The 21470-nt window shown below is 68.5% G+C and carries 16 protein-coding genes and 2 pseudogenes; 12 read left to right on the forward strand and 6 right to left on the reverse strand.

Going from position 1 to position 21470, the window contains the following annotated elements:
* Positions 1 to 223 precede the first annotated feature (223 nt).
* The 4 genes and pseudogenes from PBV52_RS25285 to PBV52_RS25300 form a co-directional block, all read left to right on the forward strand.
* On the forward strand, positions 224 to 1654 hold the full coding sequence (locus PBV52_RS25285; protein ID WP_274241288.1) for a family 2B encapsulin nanocompartment shell protein: 1431 nt from the start codon (positions 224 to 226) through the stop codon (positions 1652 to 1654).
* Between the two features lie 5 nt (positions 1655 to 1659).
* Positions 1660 to 2955, forward strand: a complete 1296-nt coding sequence (locus tag PBV52_RS25290; protein ID WP_274241290.1) for a family 2 encapsulin nanocompartment cargo protein terpene cyclase — start codon at positions 1660 to 1662, stop codon at positions 2953 to 2955.
* Between the two features lie 73 nt (positions 2956 to 3028).
* Positions 3029 to 3904: a geranyl diphosphate 2-C-methyltransferase gene (locus PBV52_RS25295; protein WP_274241291.1), complete on the forward strand. Its 876-nt coding sequence runs from the start codon at positions 3029 to 3031 to the stop codon at positions 3902 to 3904.
* A 71-nt stretch (positions 3905 to 3975) separates the two neighbouring features.
* Positions 3976 to 4131: pseudogene (locus tag PBV52_RS25300) on the forward strand (GNAT family N-acetyltransferase); the annotation flags it as partial.
* 112 nt (positions 4132 to 4243) lie between these two features.
* On the opposite strand, the pseudogene PBV52_RS25305 reads toward PBV52_RS25300, so the two are convergent.
* A pseudogene (locus tag PBV52_RS25305) lies at positions 4244 to 4483 on the reverse strand (hypothetical protein); the annotation flags it as partial.
* 215 nt (positions 4484 to 4698) lie between these two features.
* Between PBV52_RS25305 and PBV52_RS25310 the strand changes: the two are divergent.
* The 3 genes from PBV52_RS25310 (at position 4699) to PBV52_RS25320 (ending at position 7335) form a co-directional block, all read left to right on the forward strand.
* Positions 4699 to 4971 (forward strand): hypothetical protein, encoded by a 273-nt coding sequence (locus PBV52_RS25310; RefSeq protein ID WP_274241292.1) that lies wholly within the window; start codon positions 4699 to 4701, stop codon positions 4969 to 4971.
* A gap of 176 nt (positions 4972 to 5147) precedes the next feature.
* Positions 5148 to 6443 (forward strand): hypothetical protein, encoded by a 1296-nt coding sequence (locus PBV52_RS25315; RefSeq protein WP_274241293.1) that lies wholly within the window; start codon positions 5148 to 5150, stop codon positions 6441 to 6443.
* An 88-nt stretch (positions 6444 to 6531) separates the two neighbouring features.
* Positions 6532 to 7335, forward strand: coding sequence for a calcium-binding protein (locus tag PBV52_RS25320; protein WP_274241294.1), 804 nt, complete (start codon positions 6532 to 6534; stop codon positions 7333 to 7335).
* 60 nt (positions 7336 to 7395) lie between these two features.
* On the opposite strand, the gene PBV52_RS25325 is transcribed toward PBV52_RS25320, so the two are convergent.
* Positions 7396 to 8190 (reverse strand): polysaccharide deacetylase family protein, encoded by a 795-nt coding sequence (locus PBV52_RS25325; protein ID WP_274241295.1) that lies wholly within the window; start codon positions 8188 to 8190, stop codon positions 7396 to 7398.
* 262 nt (positions 8191 to 8452) lie between these two features.
* Between PBV52_RS25325 and PBV52_RS25330 the strand changes: the two genes are divergently transcribed.
* Positions 8453 to 9571: a hypothetical protein gene (locus PBV52_RS25330; RefSeq protein ID WP_274249561.1), complete on the forward strand. Its 1119-nt coding sequence runs from the start codon at positions 8453 to 8455 to the stop codon at positions 9569 to 9571.
* A 906-nt stretch (positions 9572 to 10477) separates the two neighbouring features.
* Here the strand turns inward: PBV52_RS25330 and PBV52_RS25335 are convergent.
* The 3 genes from PBV52_RS25335 to PBV52_RS25345 form a co-directional block, all read right to left on the reverse strand.
* Entirely contained in the window at positions 10478 to 11401 is a 924-nt protein-coding gene (locus tag PBV52_RS25335; RefSeq protein ID WP_274241296.1) for a peptidoglycan-binding protein, read from the reverse strand.
* 73 nt (positions 11402 to 11474) lie between these two features.
* Positions 11475 to 13538 (reverse strand): BTAD domain-containing putative transcriptional regulator, encoded by a 2064-nt coding sequence (locus tag PBV52_RS25340; protein ID WP_274241297.1) that lies wholly within the window; start codon positions 13536 to 13538, stop codon positions 11475 to 11477.
* Positions 13539 to 13849: 311 nt separating this feature from the next.
* Positions 13850 to 17176, reverse strand: coding sequence for a BTAD domain-containing putative transcriptional regulator (locus PBV52_RS25345; RefSeq protein WP_274241299.1), 3327 nt, complete (start codon positions 17174 to 17176; stop codon positions 13850 to 13852).
* 108 nt (positions 17177 to 17284) lie between these two features.
* On the opposite strand from PBV52_RS25345, the gene PBV52_RS25350 reads away from it, so the two are divergent.
* From PBV52_RS25350 to PBV52_RS25360, 3 genes are all read left to right on the forward strand, one after another.
* Positions 17285 to 17611, forward strand: a complete 327-nt coding sequence (locus PBV52_RS25350; protein WP_274241300.1) for a hypothetical protein — start codon at positions 17285 to 17287, stop codon at positions 17609 to 17611.
* 268 nt (positions 17612 to 17879) lie between these two features.
* Positions 17880 to 18452 (forward strand): RNA polymerase sigma factor, encoded by a 573-nt coding sequence (locus PBV52_RS25355; protein ID WP_274241301.1) that lies wholly within the window; start codon positions 17880 to 17882, stop codon positions 18450 to 18452.
* 34 nt (positions 18453 to 18486) lie between these two features.
* Positions 18487 to 19464 (forward strand): CU044_5270 family protein, encoded by a 978-nt coding sequence (locus PBV52_RS25360; protein ID WP_274249563.1) that lies wholly within the window; start codon positions 18487 to 18489, stop codon positions 19462 to 19464.
* A 60-nt stretch (positions 19465 to 19524) separates the two neighbouring features.
* On the opposite strand, the gene PBV52_RS25365 is transcribed toward PBV52_RS25360, so the two are convergent.
* The gene (locus PBV52_RS25365) at positions 19525 to 20127 is read right to left on the reverse strand and encodes a peptidase inhibitor family I36 protein (protein ID WP_274241302.1); all 603 of its coding nucleotides are present in this window, start codon (positions 20125 to 20127) and stop codon (positions 19525 to 19527) included.
* Positions 20128 to 20416: 289 nt separating this feature from the next.
* Here PBV52_RS25365 and PBV52_RS25370 point away from each other — a divergent pair, with 289 nt between their 5' ends.
* Positions 20417 to 21235, forward strand: a complete 819-nt coding sequence (locus PBV52_RS25370; protein WP_274241303.1) for a hypothetical protein — start codon at positions 20417 to 20419, stop codon at positions 21233 to 21235.
* Positions 21236 to 21470 lie beyond the last annotated feature (235 nt).

Below are 21470 nucleotides of genomic sequence, written 5' to 3' on the forward strand. Positions count from 1 at the left end.
ATCGGCGTCACCGTCTGCTGACAGACACCCCTCCTGGCCAGGGGGTTCATTCCGGGTGGGGGCGTGAAGGGGGTGCATGCGGCGGAGATTCGAGCTTCGAGCGCCTATCTGTTCGGTCACTGAAAGTAATTGATCGCCTGCTAGTTATATGCGGAGCGTGACGATCAATGGGTCGTCGCGTCGATCACTCAAGCGAACGCAAGCGAACAGAAAGAGGTACGCGATGCGGCTCGAGACCGCGACAGCGCCGGCGTCAGGGGCCGAGGCGACGCAGCAACAGGAGCAGCAGAGCCTCAGCACCGCAGCAGCGCGCAATCTGGCCACGACCACCAAGTCCGAACCCCAGATGCAGGGCATCAGCTCGCGCTGGCTGACCCGGATGCTGCCGTGGGTGAACGTGCCGGGCGCGACCTACCGGGTCAACCGCCGGCTGTCGTACACCCTGGGCGACGGACGGGTCTCCTTCGTGAAGACCGGCGCGAAGGTCCAGGTCGTACCGGCCGAGCTCGGTGAACTGCCGCCGCTGCGCGGCTTCACCGACGACGACGCGCTCGGCGCGCTGGCCGAGAAGTTCGTGCAGAAGGAGTACGAGCCGGGCCAGGTCATCGTGCAGGCCGGCCGGAAAGCCGATCACGTGTACCTGGTCGCGCACGGCAAGGTGGAGAAGATCGTCGAGGGCCACTACGGCGACGAGTCGGTCACCGGGCTGCTGGCCGACGGGGACGCCTTCGGCGGCCAGGTGCTGGCCGAGCCCGGCAAGAAGTGGGAGTTCACGGCGCGTACGTTGACCGCCACGACGATCCTCGCGCTGCCGTTGACGGCGTACAAGGCGATCGCCGAGCGGCACGACGGGCTGCGCGCGCATGTGCACATGATCAGCTCCAACGGCCACCGGAAGCTGAACAGGGCCGGCGAGGCGGAGATCGCGCTGAGCTCGGGCCACGTCGGCGAGGAGACCCTCTCGCAGACCTTCGCCGACTACGAACTCACCCCGCGCGAGTACGAGTTGAGCGTGGCGCAGACCGTGCTGCGGGTGCACAGCCGCGTCGCCGACCTCTACAACCAGCCGATGAACCAGACCGAGCAGCAACTCCGGCTGACCATCGAGGCGCTGCGCGAGCGGCAGGAGTACGAGCTGGTCAACAACCAGGACTTTGGCATGCTGCACAACGCCGACTTCGACCAGCGCATCTCCACGTTCTCGGGCCCGCCGACCCCGGACGACATGGACGAGCTGCTGTCCATGCGGCGCAAGACCCGCTGTTTCCTCGCCCACCCCAAGGCGATCGCCGCGTTCGGCCGCGAGTGCAACAAGCGGGGCATCTACTTCGGCGGCGTGGAGCTGCACGGCAACCACCTGCCCGCCTGGCGCGGCGTGCCGCTGCTGCCGTGCGGCAAGATCCCGATCAGCAAGCAGGGCACGTCGTCGATCATCGCGATGCGCACCGGCGAGGACGACCAGGGCGTGATCGGCCTGTACCAGACGGGCATCCCGGACGAGGTCGAGCCGGGCCTGAACGTGCGCTTCATGGGCATCGACGAGAAGGCGATCATCTCGTACCTGGTCAGCAACTACTACTCGGCGGCGGTGCTGGTGCCGGACGCGCTCGGCGTCCTGGAGAACGTCCAGGTGACCCGTACGAACGGGAACTGACAGCCGTGTCGTTGATCTCCCGGGCCCTCGCGCCCGCGGCGTCCCACGACGTGGCGGGGCTGGTACGGACCCTGCTGTCGGCGCGGGCATCGGCACCGCCGTTGCTGTCGGCCGCACCGGTGGCAGCGCGCGGCCCCCGACTGCCGTCCGCCCCCACCGGGCTGGGCACGTCGGCGGCCCGGATTCCCCGGCACCCGCTCGCGCCCGCCGCGCCCGAAGCCGTACGGCCACCGGCCCCCGTACTGCCCACCGGTCCGACCGGCCTCGGCACGGCGGCCGCCCGGCCACGGCCTCCCGCCCCCCGTCAGGAACCGGCGCAGCCCTCGGCATCCTCCGACCTGGACCGCAGGCTGTACTGCCCGCCCGCCGTACGAGACGACCCCGCGCTCGGCGAGACCGTCAACGAACGGCTGGTCGAGTGGGCCGAGGAGGTCGGGATCTATCCCGGCAAGCTCGACATGGTCCGCAAGGCCGGCTTCGGACGCCTCATGATGCTCGCCCATCCCGAGACGGACGACCCCGACCGGCTGCTGGCGGCGGCGAAGTGCGGGCTGTCCGAGTGGTCCGTCGACGACCACTACATGGACGGCGAGGTGGAGGAGGCCCGCCCCGAACTGCTCGGGCAGCGCCTCGCGATCGCCCACTCGGTGATCGACCAGGCCCACCTCCCGCGGGCCTACGCGCCCCAACTGGAGGAGGTCGTAAGCGCCGACCCGGTCATGCGGGCCCTGCGTTCCGGCCTGGACAACCTCGCCCGGATCGCCACCACCACACAAGTGCGCCGGCTCCGCCACGAGCTGGGCATCATGTTCGTCGCCTACAACCAGGAAGGCGTCTGGCAGAACACCGGACAGACACCGCCCGTCTGGGAGTTCCTGATGCACCGGCACGAGAACAGCTTCATCCCGTGCATGGTGCTCGTCGACGCGATCGCCGGATACGAGCTGCCGCAGGGCGAGTTCGCCGACCCTCGGGTGCGCCGCGCGTTCACCCTGGCGGGCTCGGCGACCGTGATCGTCAACGACCTCTACTCCATGGGCAAGGAGAACCCGACGGACTTCAGCCTGCCCCGGCTGATCGCCGCCGAGGACGACTGCTCCCTGGAGGAGGCCGTCGACCGGACGGTCGACATCCACAACGAGCTCATGCACACCTTCGAGGCCGAGGCCGCCGCCCTCAGCCTGACCGGCTCCCCCGAGCTGCGCCGGTTCTTTGCGAGCACCTGGGCCTGGGTCGGCGGCAGCCGCGAATGGCACGCGAGCAGCGCCCGCTACCACGGCGACGACACGAACGCCGCCTGAGCACTGGCCAGTTCCTCACCCCCCTCACCCTCACCCTCCCCCCCCCACGCCCACGAGTAGAAGGCCCCCACCCATGCCCCGTATCTCTACGCAGATGGAGGACATCGCCATGGGCGACGTCCTGCGCACCGACTACCAGAAGTCCGTGGCCGCCTACTGGAACGCCGAGAAGGACCCGGTCAACATCCGTCTCGGCGAGGTCGACGGCCTCTACCACCACCACTACGGCATCGGCGACTACGACCCCTCCGTGCTGGAGGGAGACCCCGAGACCCGCGAGCAGCGCATCATCGAGGAGATGCACCGCCTGGAAACCGCCCAGGCGGAGGTACTCCTCGACCACCTCGGCGACATCACCTCCGGCGACCGCCTCCTGGACGCCGGCTCCGGCCGCGGCGGCACCAGCTTCATGGCGAACGCCCGGTTCGGCTGCCACGTGGACGGCGTGAGCATCTCCGAGCAGCAGGTCGCCTTCGCGAGCGATCAGGCCGCGAAGCGGGGCGTGGCCGACAAGGTCCGCTTCCACTTCCGCAACATGCTCGACACCCGCCTGGACACCGGATCGCGGCGCGCGATCTGGACCAACGAGACGACGATGTACGTCGATCTCTTCGAACTGTTCGCCGAGTTCTCCCGCCTGCTGGAGTACGGCGGCCGGTACGTGTGCATCACCGGCTGCTCCAACGACGTCACCGGCATGCGCTCCAAGGCCGTCAGCAAGATCGACGAGCACTACACCTGCAACATCCACCCCCGTAGCGAGTACTTCAAGGCCCTCGCGGCCAACAACCTCGTCCCCATCGAGGTCATCGACCTGACCCCCGACACGATCCCGTACTGGGAACTGCGCGCGAAGTCCTCGGTCGCCACCGGTGTCGAGGACCCCTTCCTCACCGCCTACAAGGAGGGCAGCTTCCACTACCTCCTGATCGCTGCCGACCGCATCTGATCCGTCGGCGTTCGGCCCGGGCCACTCTCGGAGCCCGGGCCGAACGCCGTTCGGGGAACGCGGATCACTGCATGACTGGACTCGGACCCGTCGCCTGGCCACCTGCCCCGATCAGGACCGAACGGCTTGTGCTCCGCGAGTCCGAGGCCCGGGACCGTGCGGCGTTCATCGAGCTGTTCGCCTCGCCAGAGGTGGGCACCTACGTCGGTGGCGCTCGACCGCGCGATGCGCCTCGCGGCGAAGCTGGGGTTCAGCGAGGTGGAGCGGTTCGAGGAGTACGGCGCCGAGCAGTGGTTCGGCGTGTGGTCTCGGTCACACCGTCCGGTTCCGCATGCGCCGTCAGGCGCGGTTGAGTCGTGCGGCGATCCCATGGCCGATCAGCAAATACGTGACGGCCGAGAGGCCATAGTTGAGGACAACGCGTAGGCCCTCTGTGTCCATCGTGAAAATGTCCTGCGACCACCAGGCCAGCAAATCCGCTGTTCCTCGCACGAATTCGACGAATAAATTCGCCCGGTTCGCATCGAGCAGGAACAGCAGAATCCAGAGGCCAAGCAAACCTGCCGCGATGTCGTCGATGTTGCCCACACCCAAATATTCGCGTGCGAGGGAACATTTGCTGATGGAATGGAAGCCCGAAGCCCGCTGCACGCTGCACGCTGCACGCTTCTGACGCTCGGCGCACGTCGCCTACCAGGACGGCAGCGCCGACTGCTACCCTCCCGCCTCGATCTCCACCAAGTTCTGCAACTGGCGAGTCGACTTCCACCACGCCGCAAGCGAAGGGCAGTGACATGCATCGACATCGTCCGGTGACGGAGGAGACGACCGAGAGCCGAGCCGTGTGCTCCGGCACGGTTCCCTCCTGGATGATCCCGCTGGAGATCGCCGTCTTCTTCACCACCACCGTGGCGGTCGTGTCGCTCATCCTCGGCTGCGTGCAGTTGGCCAAGTCGCCTGTGGTGATCGGAACCGGCTACTCGGCACTCCTCATCGCAGCCGCCGCGATCATCGGCATCGTGGCCGCCACCCGAACCCGCAGCCGGCTGTCGCACCGACGCCGATAGCGCTCGCAGCCCGACACCACAAGGGCGCCTCGGTCGGCCCGTCCGTGCCGCATGTGACGTTTGAGCATGCAGGTGCGCTGGGTATTGCGGGCAGCCTGTGTGACGGCTGTGCCTGAGTCATGGGAATGAACTGGGGGATGAGGATGGCTCCGCGTGCAGCACGTCATCGGCGTGCGGTGAAGCGTCGTGTTCTTGCCGGGGTTTCCGCCGCCGCGGCTGCCGGGATCGCGGTCACCGCGACGATGGCCATGAACGCCGAGGCTGCGTGGACGTCGACGTGGAACGTGTCGGCCTCCGGCTGGACCCCTGACGATTCCCCCACGGTGTCGGTCGACCGGCAGGGCGACGCCCTGCTGGCCTGGAATGCCTGCGACCTGTCGACGCCGGGCTGCTACTACCGGATCCAGACCAGAGTGAAGACCGCGAGCGGTACGGTGACGGCGATCCGCACCCTGTCACCCGACGGTGCCGCGCCGTCCTGGCCGGAGGCCGCCTCCGACGACACCGGCGACTCGGCGGTGGTCTGGCAGCAGGACAGCCAGGTCGTGGGCCGCCGGGTCGCGGCCTCCGGCAGCCTCGTCGGACCGCTGCAGAAGCTGTCCACGTCGGCGCCCGCGACGACCCCGGTGGTCGCCGTGACCCCGGGCGGCACCGCGATGGCGGCCTGGACGGAGATCCGCGACGGAAGCTGGTACGCGGTCGCCCGCCGTATCAAGCTCGACGGCACGCTCGGCACGCCCATCACGCTCGGCTCGGGCTCGGCGGAGAAGCCGGCCATCGGCGTGGACCGCAGCGGCCAGTTCGTCGTCGCCTGGGCGCGCGCCTCGGACGTCGTGGCCAGGCGGATCACGTCGACGTCCGTCTCCTCGACGAAGGTGCTCACCTCGCCGATCGCGTCGTACGGCGGTTTCGGCATGGTGCGGGTCGGCGTGGACCGGGACGGCGACGCCGTCATCACCTACCACTCCGGCGGCGGCGCCCGCTCGCAGGTCTGGGCCTCCCGCTGGAGCCGCACCGGCACCCTGGGGTCTCCCCTGCGCATTTCGGCCTCCACGGACAACGTGGGCTTCCACCACGCCCTGGCGACCGACCTCGACGGCGACTCGATGATCGTGTGGACCCGCTACAACAGCACCGGCAAGCTCGAGTTGCTCGGCCGCCGCCTGTCCGCGGCCGGTGCCCGGGGCGCCGTCACCGGCCTGGGGCTGGGCGACCGCCCCGATCTGGCCCTCGACGACGACGGCGACGGCATGCTGGTCTTCCACACGGTCGTCCCCAAATCGACGCCCCCGTACAGCTACACCAAGACCAGCGCCCGCCTGATCAGCCGTTCCGGCACCTTCGGCACCACGAAGACACTCACGTCGGACGGCCGGGTACCCCAGGTCGACACCCGCCCGACGTCCCGGTTCACGGTGATCTGGCAGCAGGAGAGCTTCCCGTACACGATCAAGTCGGTCACCGGTCCCTGACCGGTCCCTGACCGGTCCCTGACCGGCCTCAACTGCCCCGCTGCTTCCGCTCGGCGGGTTCCCACTCTTCCCTCCGTGAAGGAGACACATGCGCAAGCGCGCTGCCTTTGCTCTGCTCGGTGCGGTCGCCGCGCTGGCCGGCTTCGCCGCCCCCGGTGCCTACGGCGACGAGACCCAGACCGACGTCCAGATCAGCAACGTCACCTTCGACGGTGGCAAGAACATCGTGGTCGGTCTCTACGCCAAGACGGTCACCGTCTCCGGGACCTTCACCCACCCCTCGGGCATCCAGGACGCGGATTTCGTCCTGTGGCGCGGACCGGACGGCGCGAACCCCTACGAGACGTACGACGACCGCATCGTGTCGGACCAGTACTACTCCCATGCGGACTGCGTCGCCTCGAGTGCCACCACCTCCACCTGCTCGCAGACGATCCCCCTCGAACCGGACTGGAAGTACGGCGGCACCGCGCTCACCAACGCCCACGCCGGCACCTGGAAGGTCAGTGTGCAGGGGGTGGCCAATGACGACAGCTGGACGCACACGCCGAACTACTCCACGACCCGTCTGCAGCGGCAGTCCAAGCTCACCGTGAACGCTGGCCCGGAGCCGGTGGCCAAGGGCAAGACCCTCACTGTCACCGGCAAGCTCACCCGGGCCGACTGGGACAACCTCGACTACCGGGGTTACACCAACCAGCCGGTCAGACTGCAGTTCCGCAAGGCCGGCACTACGACCTACACGACCATCAAGACCGTGTACACCTCCAGCACCGGCACCCTGACGACCACGATCGCCGCGTCCGAAGACGGCTACTGGCGCTGGGACTTCGCAGGCACCTCCACCACCCCGGCCGTCAAGGCGACCGGCGACTTCGTGGACGTGCAATAGCCCGAACGTCGCACTCGACAACTCACGCTCGCCCGCTCGCCCGATCGCACGGCGACCACATCAGCGCAGCGGGAAGCCGAAGGAGTGCCCCTGCTCTTTCAGCCACGGCAGGAGCTCGCGCAGGGCGGCCACGGTCTGGGAGCGGTCTCCACCCCCGTCGTGGAAGAGCAGGGTCGGCCCGTTGGATATCTCGCTCTTGACGGTGGCGACGATGGCGTTCGTGCCGGCGCGCTCGAAGTCCTTGGAGTCGATGTTCCAGCCGAGCGGCCGCATTCCACGGGACGCGGCGAGGTGCCGGCTGTAGGGGGTGAAGGCACCACCCGGGGCCCGGTAGTACAGCGGGCGGACGCCCCCGGACGCCTCGGTGATCATGCGTTCGGCGTCCAGGATCTGCTGTGACTGGTAGGCCTCGGCCTTGCGGTCCATGGTGACGTCGTGCGAAACGGTGTGGTCACAGAGCCGGTGCCCGGCCGCCACCACCGCCTTGACCAGGTCCGGGTGGGCTTGAGCCTGCGTTCCCACCATGCAGAACGTGGCCTTCACACCGTTGTCCCGCAGCACCCGCAGCACCTGCGGTGTCCAGACCGGGTCCGGCCCGTCGTCGATGGTGATGTTGACGCTACGGCCGCCCCCATCCGAGGCATGCACGATCTCCGCCGATACAGGCGCCGTCTTTCGGCCCTGCGGCTGAGTGTGCGACTTGGCGGGAGGCGCCGAGACACCTGCTTGGGCGGGCTGTCCGCCGGTGGAACCGAGTTGCGCGTTCCAGAACGAGGCCATGGCAGCCACCGCGGTCACCCCGAGCGCCGATGCGAGCACCTTGCCGTACCGTCCCCGTCCGCCACTTCGCACCATGTCTTGTGTTCCTTGCCGTTCCTGTGGGGCCTGTGCGTCCGGCAAGAGGGGGGAAAGCGGCTGAGGGATCCGTCTGTTACCGATTACGGACAATTCCGCCAGGACGCGTCGTCAGGCCGGTGGCACAACGGGGGCGGAACGAAGGGGGCGGAACGAACCTGCATCGCCTTCCAGACATCTCAAGGAGGGGCGCATGACGTGTGGGGACCGTGCGAGGTGACAAGAACCAAGGGGAGAAAGCGTGTCGGCCATCAGCAAGCGGATGCACCTGGTGCTGCTTGCCGCCTGGACCCTCCTGTGGTTCGCCGTGGTCCAGCCGCACGGGGGCTTCTCCTGGCACTATCTGCGTACGGGTGGGGAGTTGCTCTATGCGGGCTCGGGCAGGCCGGATGGCGGTCTGAACCTGTACGCCCACCACCCCGAACTGCAGATGGGCCCCGTCAGCTTCCTGGCGGCGGGCCTGTTCAACCCCTTCCCCGAGTCCGTCGGGCAGTTCCTGGCCGTCGGCGTGATGTCCCTGCTCGGCCTGGTGATCCTGGTGGTGGCAGGACGCAGCGCCGCCTGGCACTTCCTGGGCACCGGCACCAATCACCAGCGGCTGCGGCAGCGGGTGCTGATCGCGGGCCTCGCCTTCATCCCGATGTGGATCGAGGTCGCCGTCCGTTTCGGCCACCTCGACGACGTTCTGGCACTCTTCTTCACGGCCCTGGCCGTACGCGCCCTCACCCGCGGCAACGCTGCTGCGACGGGCATCTTCCTGGCCCTGGCCATGGACTCCAAACCGACCGCGCTGGCCTTCCTGCCGCTGCTGCTCGCACTGCCGCGAGGGCAGTGGCTGCGCGCGGGTCTGTGGTGCGCGGGTCTGGTCGCGCTCGTCTGGCTGCCGTTCCTCCTCGGTGCCCCGCAGTCGTTCGCCGCGGCCGAGTTCACCATCCCCAACCAGCCCGCGTCCGCGCTGCGCTGGCTCGGCGTCGACGATCCGCAGACCCCTCCCTGGGACCGGCCCGCACAGGCCGCGGTGGGGCTGGCGCTGGGGTGCGTCGCGGTCTGGCGAGGCCGCTGGCCCGCCGTCGTCCTGCTCGGCGCCAACGCCCGGATCGCCCTGGATCCCAGCGTCTACACGTACTACACCGCCTCCGTCCTGCTGGGCACACTGCTGTGGGACGTGATCGGGCAGCGGCGCCTGGTGCCCTGGTGGAGCTGGATCGGGCTGATCACCCTGTACGGCGCGGTCTTCGTCGTTCCCGATGATGCGACCCGTGGCCTGATCCGCCTGGGCTTCGTCGTCGTATCCACCGCGTATGTCCTTTTGTGGCCCGTACGAGACCGGCGCCGGCGACGACTGCTGCTGCTCGGGCGGCAGCTTGGCCCCCGAAAGTAGCTATACATCCTATGTTCCAGTGGCTGTTCGTTGAAGGCTGGTGGACCTGGTACTCATTGCGCGACCTCGGGGATCTGGCAGGCCATGGCGACGGTCCGGGCGAGGTCGAGGCCATCAACAGGGTTGACCTGCTCACCCGGTACATGAACGACTACCGTTTCTTCCTCCAGAAGATCGGCAACTCGCAGGACATGATCGACCTTGAGCCTGATTTCTGGGGCTATGTTCGGTCGCTCGGCGATCCGCACCAGGTTGCCGCGAAGGTCTCGAGCGCAAATCCGACGGATTGCGGATCGCAGGAGAACAGCGCCGCCGGACTCTCCCGCTGCCTGATGGCGATGGCGCACAAATATGCGCCGAACACCACCGTGGGGTTCCACCTTTCCTGCTGGGACTGGCAGAACAACACACAGGGATGCGCCAAGGACTACGCGAACCTCGGGGCGAAGGACGCCGACTTCCTGGTCGCCGATGTGTCGGACCGCGATGCGGGCTGGTACGCACAGCCGGCCCACGGCGGCTATGACAACTTCTGGACCGACCAGAAGGCCACTGCCCAGCTGGGGTTTTACAAGACGATGGCCGAGTCCGTGGGCAAGCCGGTGGTCTTGTGGCAGATCCCCGTCGGCAACATGGCGCAGAACAACACCCTCAACCATTACAAGGACGACAAGGTGGACTGGTTCTTCGCGCACATGGACCAGGTGGCGAACGCGCATATCGCCGGCCTGCTGTTCGGCGCAGGGCATGGGGAACAGACATCGGTCGAGACCGACGGCGGAAACCTGATCAACAAGACGATCGCCTACTACAACTCGGGTCGACCACGACACCGGCGACATGCCCTCCTGCGCCGACGGCGGGGCGTGAGCGGCCGTACCTTCCGGAGGTACGCACCTCGTGGTTTCAGGAGAACAGCAGGCGCCAGGTCAGCGGGCCGGGGTTGCCGTCGGCGTCGCCGCGCAGTTCCTTTCGTGACTTCTGGAAGTCCCGTACGTTCAGCCGGTCCGCCTCGCCCCAGGTCCTGCTCGGGCCGACCTTGTAATGGTCGCCGAAGCCGCGCTTGACCAGCTGCTTGCCGAGCTGCAGGACGTACGCGTTCGAGGCCCCGGCCACGAAGTACTTGCGTCCCGGGAACGCGGGAACCTTCGGCTTGGCGGGTGTGGCGGGTGTGGTCGTCTCCGGGGTGTCGTCGTCCACGTCCAGCTCGGCCTTCGCGTACTTGGTGATCCTGGCGAAGTCGATCGCGCCGGGGTCGCCATGGACGTTCTCGGGCACGTGCATGTGCCCGCAGACTCCCCTGAAGTCCGCCCACTGCGCGCCCGTCAGCCGCTGGCCGCCGCTCCCGTACGACGTGGGGTACGCGGGCCACGACTTCGGGCCGGACAGCGGTACGCCGTGTTCCTCGTGCACCCAGGCCAGGAAGCGGGCGACGCCCTGCAGTGCCCAGTCGGGGGCGTCCGGCCAGTAGATGTGCGCCTGGCCCGCGGTCTTCCACTTCGCGTGGGTCTTCGGGTCGCAGGTGCCGACCAGCTCGACCTGGCACACGTTCATGGTGTTCGTCTCGACGCCGCCCCGCAGATTGACCAGCGCCCGGGAGGAGGTCTCTATGTCGAAGTGCTGGTACCACTTCAGCTTCTTGGCGGCGAGGTCGGGGACCGCCGTCAGGTTCGGTGCGGAGGAGCCGCCGCCGTATCCGGGAAGGGTGCGGCCCTCCGTGGTGTGCAGGACGACGACATTGACCTGCATCGGGTCACCGCCGAAGTCGTCCTGGTACCAGTTCGCCCGGCTTGCGCCGGGATATCTCTGGGGGCCCGTCTTGGTGGCCATCGCATACTCCTGGGTCGAGTGTGGGCCCGCTCGGTTCGGCGAGGCGGAGGTGGAGGTGGGGGAGAAGTGAGAGTCAGTGCCCTTGTCCCAGGGCGGATGGGCGGCTCCGGGCGGGGGCCGCGGCCGGGGCCATCGGGCCTGCCGCGCGCAGGTGCCGGGTCAGGCGCGCCGGGTCGGCACCGTCACGTCCCGCCAGCTCGCGGGCGAGTGCGGCGTGCCGAAGCTGTCGGGAGGACGGGGTCTGGGTGCTCAGTACCACGTCGCGGGGCAGCTCGGGCAACCGGTAGCGGCCGGTGCCACCCGCGAGGGGGTCCGCGTCCCAGACCAGGATCCGGGCGGTGACGGCGGCGTCGATCAACGGCAGCAGCTCGTCCGGTGCCAGACCCTGGACGTCGGCTAGGAGAGCGACGTCGAGCCATTCGCCGTCGGCGGCGGCGTAGGTGAGCATGGTCCGGGCCGCATCGGGCAGCTCGACCAGCCTCGCGTGCAGGAGATTGCGCACCGCGGCCGGTACCTGTGCCTGCGGCCCGGTGCGCTCGCCGGGTGGCAGCTTGAGCAGCTCGGCCAGGGCGAACGGGTGCCCCTCGGCACGCCGGTGCAGCGCTGCCACCTCCTCGGGCGGGACATCCTCGCCGCGCGCCGCGAGCAGCTCGGCCACGCCGTCTGCGGTCAGCGGCTCCAGGGTCAGCCAGGTCGCGCCGAGCAGGGCCAGGTCCGCGAGCAGCATGCTGGACACGGGGGCGTCGGGGTTGCGCAGGGTGCAGACGAAGAGGACGGGCGCCTCCCGCACCACGTTGGCGAGCCGCCTGAGCAGGCGGTGGAAGCCCTGCGGTGCCTGGTCGAGGTCGTCGACGACACACAGCGTGGGTGCCTGCGTGAGCTCATGGACGACCGTGCCGAGCGGGTCCTTCTGCGCGACCTCGTCCTGAGCGGAGTCGGTGCCGTCCTGCCGCAGCGCGTCCAGGAGCTGGACGGTCGGGCAGGTCTGGAAGACCCCGCGGTTCCCGCTGAGCGCCTGACCTCCCTTGGTGCGGGCGACGGTGAACCCGGCCGCCGCGGCCCGGGCGGACAGCTCCTCCACCAGCCGGGTCTTGCCGTACCCCTGCTCCCCGTTGACCACGGCCCACTGGGGGCGCCCCGCGGCCGCGGCCGACAGCAGGCCGACCAGTTGCGCGGTCTGCTCGCCGCGGCCCACGAAGGGGGTGGGGGCGGCAGGTCCTGGGTCCGGTTGCACACGCGCGGCGGTGAAGTCGGGGGCCGCAGGAAGGCCAGGAGGAGGACCAGGAGGAAGACCAGGAGGAAGACCAGGGGAAAGGCTCGCCCCGGACGAGGCCGTGGGAGGCGCGGCAGGCGTGCCGAGTACGCCGACATCGTGCCGCAGGATCGCGGTGTGCAGGTCCCTCAGCTGGGGGCTGGGGTCCAGGCCGAGCTCCGTGGCCAGCATGTGGCGGAACCGCTCGTACTGCCGCAGCGCCTCGACCGGCCGTCCCGCCGCGTACAGCGCCCGCATCAGCAGCGCCCAGGACGTCTCACGCAGCGGTGCCTTGAGTACGAGGCCCTCGGCGACGCCGATCGCCGGTTCCGTCTCGCCCTGCTGGACGAGGACGGCGGCCTGCAGCTCCCTGGCGTCGTGGAGGGCGCCGTCGAGCCTGGTGCGCTCGCGTATCGCGAAGGCGTGCTCGGCGGCCTCGGCCAGCGCCTCACCCCGCCACAGTGCGAGCGCCGCGTCGATCTCCTGCCGGGCGGCGGGGAGTTGCCGGCTCCGCAGCGCCTCGCGGGCCCTGGTCACGGACTCCTCGAAGAGCGTCGTGTCCCGTGCCTCGCGGGGAACCTTCAGGGCGTAGCCGGCCGGACCGCTGACCAGCAGGGCGGACCGGCCCTGCCGTACCGGATCGAGGACCGCGCGCAGTCGGCTGATGTGGGCGCGCACGGAGGAGGCGGCACCCGTCGGACGGTCCGTCGGCCACAGGTCGCGGCAGAGGGTGTGCTGCGAGACGGGGCGGCCGTCCTCGATGAGCAGGCGGACGAGAACCAACCGGCGCTGGCGGGGGCCCAGATCGAGGGAGGCTCCGCCCTTGATGACTTCGACGGGGCCGAGCACGCCGAACCGCATCGCGTGTCCATGACGTGAGTTCAACGGGCGGGCCACCTCCTGGGCGACATCAGGTTTTTGCACGCTACGCGATGGATGCGACGGCGAGCTCGGACAGCTGTCACTTTTTGCGCAGTCAACCAATGGTTCGATGCTCTGCTGTTGTCCCCGTGTTGTTCGCAGTGTTGTTCGCAACGCGCGCACGCCATCTCGTCGTTTCGAGGCTCGCCCTGCTCGTGCTGCCGGACAACAACGTGATGTCCATCAGCTGGCGGACCACCCGGCCGCCCGACGAGACCAGCAGCCTGGGTGGGGGGAGTGCCGTCAGGCGCTTGGCCTTGAAGTGCTCCTTGGCGTCACCGGTCGAGGTCCTCGTACTCCGTCTCGGGTACGCCGACGTCCGAGAAGATGTCCCGTGCCTGCCGCTTCATCGGTTCCGCGGCAGCGGGGTCGGTCTTCCGGTGGGCGCGGGCGAGGGCCATCAGGGTGCGGGCTTCACCGAGGCGGTGTCCGGTTTCGCGGTGTACGGCCAGGGCCTCTCGACCGAGGGCGACGGCTGCGGCTGCGGCGTCCGCGGACCCGGCCTCCGCCGTGCGACACAGGACGGTCAGGGCCTGGCCCTCCACCACACCGAACCCGTACTCACGGGCCAGGCTCAGTGCTTGCTCGGCATGACTGCGGGCCTCGTCACGATGGCCCAGCCGCTGGTGGGTGAGGGACAGCCCCAGGACGCTGTCCGCCTCGGCTCGTCTGAATCTTGCCTTCTGGGCCAGCGCGAGGGCCTGTGTGTCGGCATCGAGGGCGCGGTCGAAGTGAGCCAGACGCCGGTGGGCAGCGGCGACCGTGTTGAGGATGCTGGACTGAATCCAGGGCCGTCCCAGGTCCCTGACCATGGCGAGGGCGCGGTCGGTCTGTGCCAACGCCTCGTCGTGGTGCCCGAGTTCGACGTTGATCTTCGCGACGGCATCGAGCATCATCGCGCGGCCGTTGCGGTATCCGCCCCGGTCGTCAGTGGCCACCTTGGGGCGCAGGACGTGCAGCCCGTCACTGAGACGGCCGAGTTCCCAGTAGACCCAGCCCAGAATCTGCAGCGCCATGCTGTCGTCCCACCAGCTGATTCCCGCATTGCGGCGGATGACCAGTTCGAGGTGGTCCGCGGCATCCCGCAGCCGGCCCAGGTCCCGGGAGACCATACCGAGGCCGTTCAGCCCGAACGCTTCGAGGTAGCGGTTCCCGGTTTCACTGGTGATCAGCAGACCGGCGGTGAGACTCTCGTGCGCTCTGTCGAGACGCGCCATGCTCCATTCCAAGAAGCCTCCGACGCCCAGAGCACCGGCCTTTCCTGTCCGCCAGTCGAGCTCCCGACTGATGTCCAGTTCGCGCGCGTTGTGACCCGCCGCCTCCCTGACATGACCCCAGTCCCACTGGATCACCGCGAGGCTGTGGTGCATGGCTGCCTGACCGAACAGGTCGCCCTCGGCCACGGCCGCGTCCAGCGCAGTCCGTGCAAGGGCCTGCCACGTCGCCCGTGGCAGATGAAGCCAGAAGTAGCCGAACAGTGCGGAGACCAGGTGCCAGGCGACGGGGCGGGGACCGTAGTGGGCGGCATGGTTGATGACGGCGAGCAGATTCGCCCGCTCGGCCTCCAGCCACCGTCCGGCTTCGGTGGCCGACAACGAGCCCGCTTGATCACCGGATGCGAGGTCGCCTGGCAGTTCCGGGAAGTGCCAGGTGCCGGCGGCGGCACGAGTGGTGTGCAGGTACCGGAGCAGGACGCGTTTCAACGCGGCGTCACGATCCGCCACCGTCTCTTCCACCTGCGCACGCTCCTGCGCGTACTCACGAAGCAGATCATGGAACCGGTACCGGCCCGCCGTCGGGGCTTCGATCAGATGCGCCGCGGCCAGCGCACCGAGCAGCCGCCGGGCCTGCGACAGCGATACGTCAAGAAGAGCCGCCGCGGCCTCGACCGTGAACTCCGCCCCCGGGAACAGGCCGAGCAGCCGGAACAGCCGGCGCGCACCGGGTGCCAGGACGCGATACGACACCGAAAAGGCCGTACGCAAGGGAGAACTGGCGTCACCGTCCGGCTCCAGTGCCTCCAGCCTGTTGCCCTCGGTCATCTCGGCGACGAGGTCAGCCGTCCGCAGGGCCGGATCGCCCGCGAGCCTGGCAGCGGCCACGCGCAGGGCCAGCGGAAGACTGCCGCACAGCCGGATCAGCTCGCTTACGGCGATGTCGTCGGCGTCGACCCGGTCCGCACCGAGGGCCCGGCTCAGCAGTGCGCGGGCCTCGTCCGGCTGAAGAAGGTCCAGGCGTAGGGCGTGGGCCCCGTCGCGGGCGATGAGGTCGCCGAGGCGGTTGCGGCTGGTGACGACGACGCAGCAGGTCGCGCTGCCCGGGAGCAGCGGACGTACCTGCTCGGCCGACGCCGCATTGTCCAGCAGGACGAGCATGCGCCGGTCCGCCAGCAGGGTCCGGAACACACGGCCCTGAGCCTCGTGGTTCGCGGGGATCTCCGACGCCGCGAGTCCCAGGCTGCGCAGCAGCAGTTCAAGGGCCTCGCCGGGTTCGAGGGGGCTGCGGTCGTGGTCGAAGCCGTGCAGGTTGATGTAGAGCTGGCCATCTGGGAAACGGTCGCGTACCTGATGTGCCCAGTGCACGGCCAGCGCGGTCTTGCCGATGCCGGCGGCGCCGCCGATGGCGGAGATGACCACGGTGCCCGCCGGTCCCTGCTCCCGCTCGGATGGAAGCAGCCGGTGGAGTCTGGCGAGTTCGTCGGTACGGCCGGCGAACCCTGCGGCGTCATGGGGCAGTTCGGCAGGTGCGGCCGAAGTGGTCGCATTGCTTTCGCGCGGCTTGGGGGGAGGAGCCGGAGGAGGCGGAGGGGGGAGGAGGTAGGTGTCGTCCTGGCGCAGCACCGCTTCGTGCACTCGGCGGAGTTCCTCACGGGGACTGGTTCCGAGTTCGTCGCGAAGTCGTCGGCGCATCTCCTCATAGACCTGGAGCGCTTCCGCCGGACGTCCACAGCCGTACAGGGCCCGCATGCGCAGGGCCACCAGGGACTCGTCGTAGAGGTCAGCCGCCGAGGGCGCCGACAGGCCGTCGAAGTCGTCGAGGGCGTCGCCGAACCGCCGTAGTAGAAGAAGGCACTTGAGCCGCTCCTGCCGGAGCATCCGCCGACGCTCCAGCAACCGCCGCCGCTCGCCCTGCGCGAACGGCCCCGTCAGGTTGGCCAGGGGCTCTCCCCGGAACAGTGCGACGGCCGCGGCGAATTGGTCGGTCGCGGTGGCCAGGTCGCCGGATGCCAGGGTGTGCAGCGCCTCGTCGGCCCGCTCGGCCAGGTCCGCCGTGTCGAGCCGGACGCCCTCGGCGACGAAGCGGTACCAGCCCTTGCCGCTGCGGATCACCGACTCCGTGGGCTGGGTGCCTTCCGGATCCAGGGCCCTGCGCAGCGAGTTGACGTGAGTGGGCAGCACCTTGCGACCGCCCGCCGGCGGCTCCGAACCCCACACCGAGTCGAGCAGTTGGTCATGGCTGACCACGGCCCCTTGGCGGAGCAGCAACGCGGCCAGCACGGCCTGGCGCTTGACGGGCCCCAGATCCAGTGGAGCCCCGCCCCGCCGTGCCCGTAACGGTCCGAGCACCTCGAACCGCAGCAGCCCTGGAGATCCGCCGTCCACCTGAAGCCTCCGCCTGCGCACATCATCGGAAATTCATCGTCATTGCAGCACCTCTGGCCATGGTGAGGGACATGACATCGCACAACCCGCACAACTGAAGGGGGTCCCGTGACCGAAGTGGAGTTGGTCGCCGTCGCGCTGGCCACAGGGGCGGCGCCCGGGCTCACGGATTCCGCACGCGGAGCCATCCACGACCTGTACACCGTGCTCAGAGAGGCGGTCCGCCGACGGCTGCGCGGGGCCGGCGGCGGCAACGGTGTGGGCGGCTACGCCGTACGCGTACTGGACGCGTACGAGACGGACCCCGATGTGTGGCGCACCCGGCTGATCCACGTCCTGACGGGCTCCGGCGTGGAAACGGACGAGGAAATCCTCGCGGCGGCCCGCGCCGTACTCCGCGCCGAGCGTCGGACGGGGCGTCTGGTTCGTCCTTGACCAAGCCGCCCGTCGCGCCGACTGCTGCCGCGCCCGACTCGACCGCCTCGCGATCGAGGAGGACTTCGATGGTGCGCAGGCTGGGCACGCAGACCTGGGGTTCCGATGAGCCCGGCGGTCACCTGAGGGAACCTTCTCCTGGGCCACCTCGCCCGGAGGCGTCCGCTGCGCCCAAGGCTGCGGCCGAATGCGCGAGTGTCAGAGGAAAACTCTTCCTTCTCCGCTGTAACGCATCGCCCTTGCCGGACACAGACACGACGGAGGGGATGTGAACACCGAAACTGACGAGCAGCACTTCACGGACCTGTACCAGCGGCACTACGGCAGCATCGAGGCCTACGTGCGGCGGCGGGTTCATCCAGACGCCGTGCGCGACGTGGTGGCCGATGTGTTCCTGACCGCCTGGCGCAGGATCGAGGAGGTTCCCGGATCCCTCGACGCACTTCCCTGGCTCTACGGCGTGGCACGGCGGACACTGGCCAACTCCCGTCGCTCAGAGGCACGGCGGCAGAACCTGGTCCAGGTTCTCGCCGGTCAGCCGACAGGCACGGTCACCGATCACGCGGACACGGTGTCCGAACAGCTGGCGCTGGCGGCGGCGTTCGACGGCCTGAGCCACGCCGACCAGGAGGTGCTCCGGTTGGCCCTGTGGGAACAACTGCCGCCTGATCAGGCGGCGAAGGTGCTCGGATGCCGAGTCGCCACCTTTCGGGTGCGCCTCCACCGCGCTCGAAAGCGCCTGCTGCGAGGTGCGGCCGACGTCCCCGAACACGAGTCGAATGCACGAAGCGCCCCCGGACTGGGAGCGATGCCGATGAATTGGAGTGGTTCCGATGCGTGACCTGGAAGAGAACTTTCGAGCCCTCGACCCGGTCATGAGGACGGCGGACACCGTGTCCGCACCGGAGCGGGAAGCCGACTTGGCGAGGATCCTGAGGTCACCCCGTCAGGTGTCGCGGGCGGCGGCGTCCTCCCGCGTGCTGTCGCGCCGGTGGGCACTGACGAGTGTGGCGGTGGCCGTGGCTGCGGCGGGCGCCCTTGTGATGACGAACGTCCTCGGTACCACTGCACAGCCGGCGTACGCGGTTACGCCTGCTCCCCTCGCCTACGACAGGGGAGCGGAGTCGGCGACGGACGTGCTGGAGAAGATCGCGAGTCGGGTCGAGAAACTACGTGAGCAGTCTTCGGACGCTCGTAGCGATGAGCACTTCATTCAGGAGAGCTGGTCACTGGCCACCCGGGTGGACGGTCAGCAAGTGACGTCCGCCGTCATTCCCGAGCACCGTGAGACATGGAAGCAGCCGGACGGTTCGATGAAGTGGACCGTACGCACAGAGAAGCCCGGTTTCCAGTCGAGCGAGCAGCGCAAGGCGTGGGAGGAGGCGGGAGCGGTTGGCGAGGAGCCGGAGACGTGGTCGGACTCCTCCGGCCCGGCCGACCCGGCTGACCCGGTCAACCAGGAGCCGCCGACCGATCCGGAGGGCATGGCAAGCTGGCTCCGTCTGGGGCACGAGACGTCGGGAGCCGGCCAACTCTTCAGCTCCGTGTCGGAGAGGAATCTGACCCACTCCTTCACACCTGGACAGCGCGCCGCCTTGCTTCGTGCTCTGAAGCAGGCCCCGGGAATCGAGTACCGAGGCGAGGTGAAAGACCGCGCAGGGCGTGCCGGAGCAGCTTTTTCGGTGAATTCCGAATACGGCGGTCTGCCCACCCGCTACTCGCTGGTGTTCGACGAGGCATCGGGAGATCTGCTGTCTTACGAGGAGGAGCTCACGGGATCTGCCGGGAAGCTGAATGTCAGGACTCCCGCCGTGATCGCGTACGTGACCTACCTGGTCCACGGGCAGGAATGAACACAGAGGTGGGGCCGGTGGAATTTCCCCGGCCCCACCCGATGTGGACTTTTTGGCAGCCTAGGTGGCGGTGAAGAAGTCCGCCTTGTTGTTCAGGCTGGTGGCCACTCCTGTCGAGCTGCTGTGCGCGTTTTCGGTCCACAAGCGGCACACGCCATTCGAGCAGGCGTTGTTGTAGTTGTAGACACGCACGGTGAGCCCGCCACCGTTCACCCACGAGGTTGTCTTGTCCCGGAAGTCATACGGGTTGAAGTCGACGCGCTTGCTGTGCGTCGCGTTCCACTGCAGACGGCGGCCTCCGTAGTTGGTGCCGTCGTAGAAGCAGTACCAGTCATTGCCGAAGGTCTCGGTGGGGCAGCCGCCCACTCGGGTGGCCCGGGGCTCGATCCTGGCGGCGGACCGGGGAAGGCCGCGTTCGGCGGCCTCTTGTTCGGCGGCCTTCACCTGGATTTCCTGCGCGGCGTTGCTGGGCGGTGGCGCTGCCTCCTCTCCGGGGAGAGGGAACGCCAGGATGACGCCGTCGTCCTTCCAGGCAATTCCATAGCGGCTGATCTGTACGCCGCCCTTCTCCGCGATGACCTGGTCGATTTCTCGTTGCAGGCTGTCAGGCGCGGTCTGGGCACTTGCCGGGGTGGCGGCTGCCGTCATGGCGAGCGCGGCCACACCGAGGCCGATCCGTAATGCTCTACGCACCGATTTCCCCCTGTTTTGTTGACGTAAGGAGTTGGTCAGACTTCCTTGCGGCTGTCCGGATGGTATCGGCGAAAGACCGAACAGCTTTGGCCAGAGGATCACTGGCCGATTCCCGAGGGCAACTCAATTTCTGGCAGTGTGATTTGGATCACTTTGTCGCCTCGCGCTCGATCCGGAATTGTGGCTGCCGGGCCGTTGGTGCGGGTATTGTCGGCGTGTAGAGGGTGGCCGAGCACTTACTTCGTTTGAAAGGTTGGATATGTCCAACGCCTCGAATGAGTCGTCCCGGCTCGAGGTGCATACGGCTGTCGACCCGGAGATCCCTGCCCCGGTGGCTGAATCCATTCGTAGAGAACCAGCTCAGTCACGCGTCCCGGCAGAGGAATCCGAGGAACCGAAACCCGGTTCGGTGGTTGCACGAGGTGCTCTGACGACGCTTGGTCTTCTCGGCGGCTGGGCCGTCACCGGCTTTGCCGTCGACGGTGTCGCCGAGCAGCCCGTGGAGGTTCTCCACGCGCTGTTTTCCCTGTCCCTGCCCATCCCCGCACTGGCCACCGCCTTCCGGCTTCGACGACTTGGTCGCCGGGCGGACCGCCGACCGGGAAGGCGTCCCAGGGCCACTGCTGACGAGTACCGTGACCGCTTCGTCCGCCCGGATCAGCTCACCGCTGAGGGGCAGGTTCTGCTGGCCCGCGCCCAACGAGCCGTCAAGGCCGTTCTGACCTCATCGGTTCTCGCGGAGGACCTGATCGACCGGCGGCGCAACGAACTGGCGTTGCCGGCGCAGGAGTGGGACATAGCCAAGTCCCTGGCGGAGTACACGCGGCTTGAGCGGGCGGTTCCAGAGTCCCCTGGAGGACAGGAGCAGCACGTTCAGGACATCGAAGCCCTGCGGAACGACATCGAGCGGGAAGTCGAGCAGCTGGAACGCTACGCTCACGAGGTCCTGAAGGCGGAAGCCAGATACGCGCGCTGGCGTCGGGAGCCGGCCGCTGAGGAACTGGCTCGTCTCAAGGACGAGGCTGCTGCCCTCAACGAGGCTCTGGCTGCTGTCGACCCGTCTTCGTCCGGTTCCTGAGTTGCCGTCCTGAGCATGGCCCATTGCGCCGCTCTCCAGGACACGTTGGTCCGTGCCGGGCGGTCCCCCTGCCCAGAAGCCGCCGAGAAGCGTTCTGGCGCGCATCTGGCACGCGGCGAATGATCACGGCACACAGCAACTAGGCCCAGGTCTCTGACCTGGGCCTTAGCCATGGAGCGGGTGACGAGAATCGAACTCGCGCTCTCAGCTTGGGAAGCGACGGCGCTTGGGGAGT

Origin of the sequence: Streptomyces sp. T12, assembly GCF_028736035.1 — a bacterium.
In the GTDB taxonomy this organism is placed as follows: Bacteria; Actinomycetota; Actinomycetes; order Streptomycetales; family Streptomycetaceae; genus Streptomyces.

Coding starts and splice junctions, on each gene's coding strand:
- PBV52_RS25285 (WP_274241288.1), top strand. CDS start 224: ATGCGGCTCGAGACCGCGACAGCGCCGGCGTCAGGGGCCGAGGCGACG.
- PBV52_RS25295 (WP_274241291.1), top strand. CDS start 3,029: ATGCCCCGTATCTCTACGCAGATGGAGGACATCGCCATGGGCGACGTC.
- PBV52_RS25310 (WP_274241292.1), top strand. CDS start 4,699: ATGCATCGACATCGTCCGGTGACGGAGGAGACGACCGAGAGCCGAGCC.
- PBV52_RS25320 (WP_274241294.1), top strand. CDS start 6,532: ATGCGCAAGCGCGCTGCCTTTGCTCTGCTCGGTGCGGTCGCCGCGCTG.
- PBV52_RS25325 (WP_274241295.1), bottom strand. CDS start 8,190: ATGGTGCGAAGTGGCGGACGGGGACGGTACGGCAAGGTGCTCGCATCG.
- PBV52_RS25330 (WP_274249561.1), top strand. CDS start 8,453: ATGCACCTGGTGCTGCTTGCCGCCTGGACCCTCCTGTGGTTCGCCGTG.
- PBV52_RS25335 (WP_274241296.1), bottom strand. CDS start 11,401: ATGGCCACCAAGACGGGCCCCCAGAGATATCCCGGCGCAAGCCGGGCG.
- PBV52_RS25360 (WP_274249563.1), top strand. CDS start 18,487: ATGAGGACGGCGGACACCGTGTCCGCACCGGAGCGGGAAGCCGACTTG.
- PBV52_RS25370 (WP_274241303.1), top strand. CDS start 20,417: ATGTCCAACGCCTCGAATGAGTCGTCCCGGCTCGAGGTGCATACGGCT.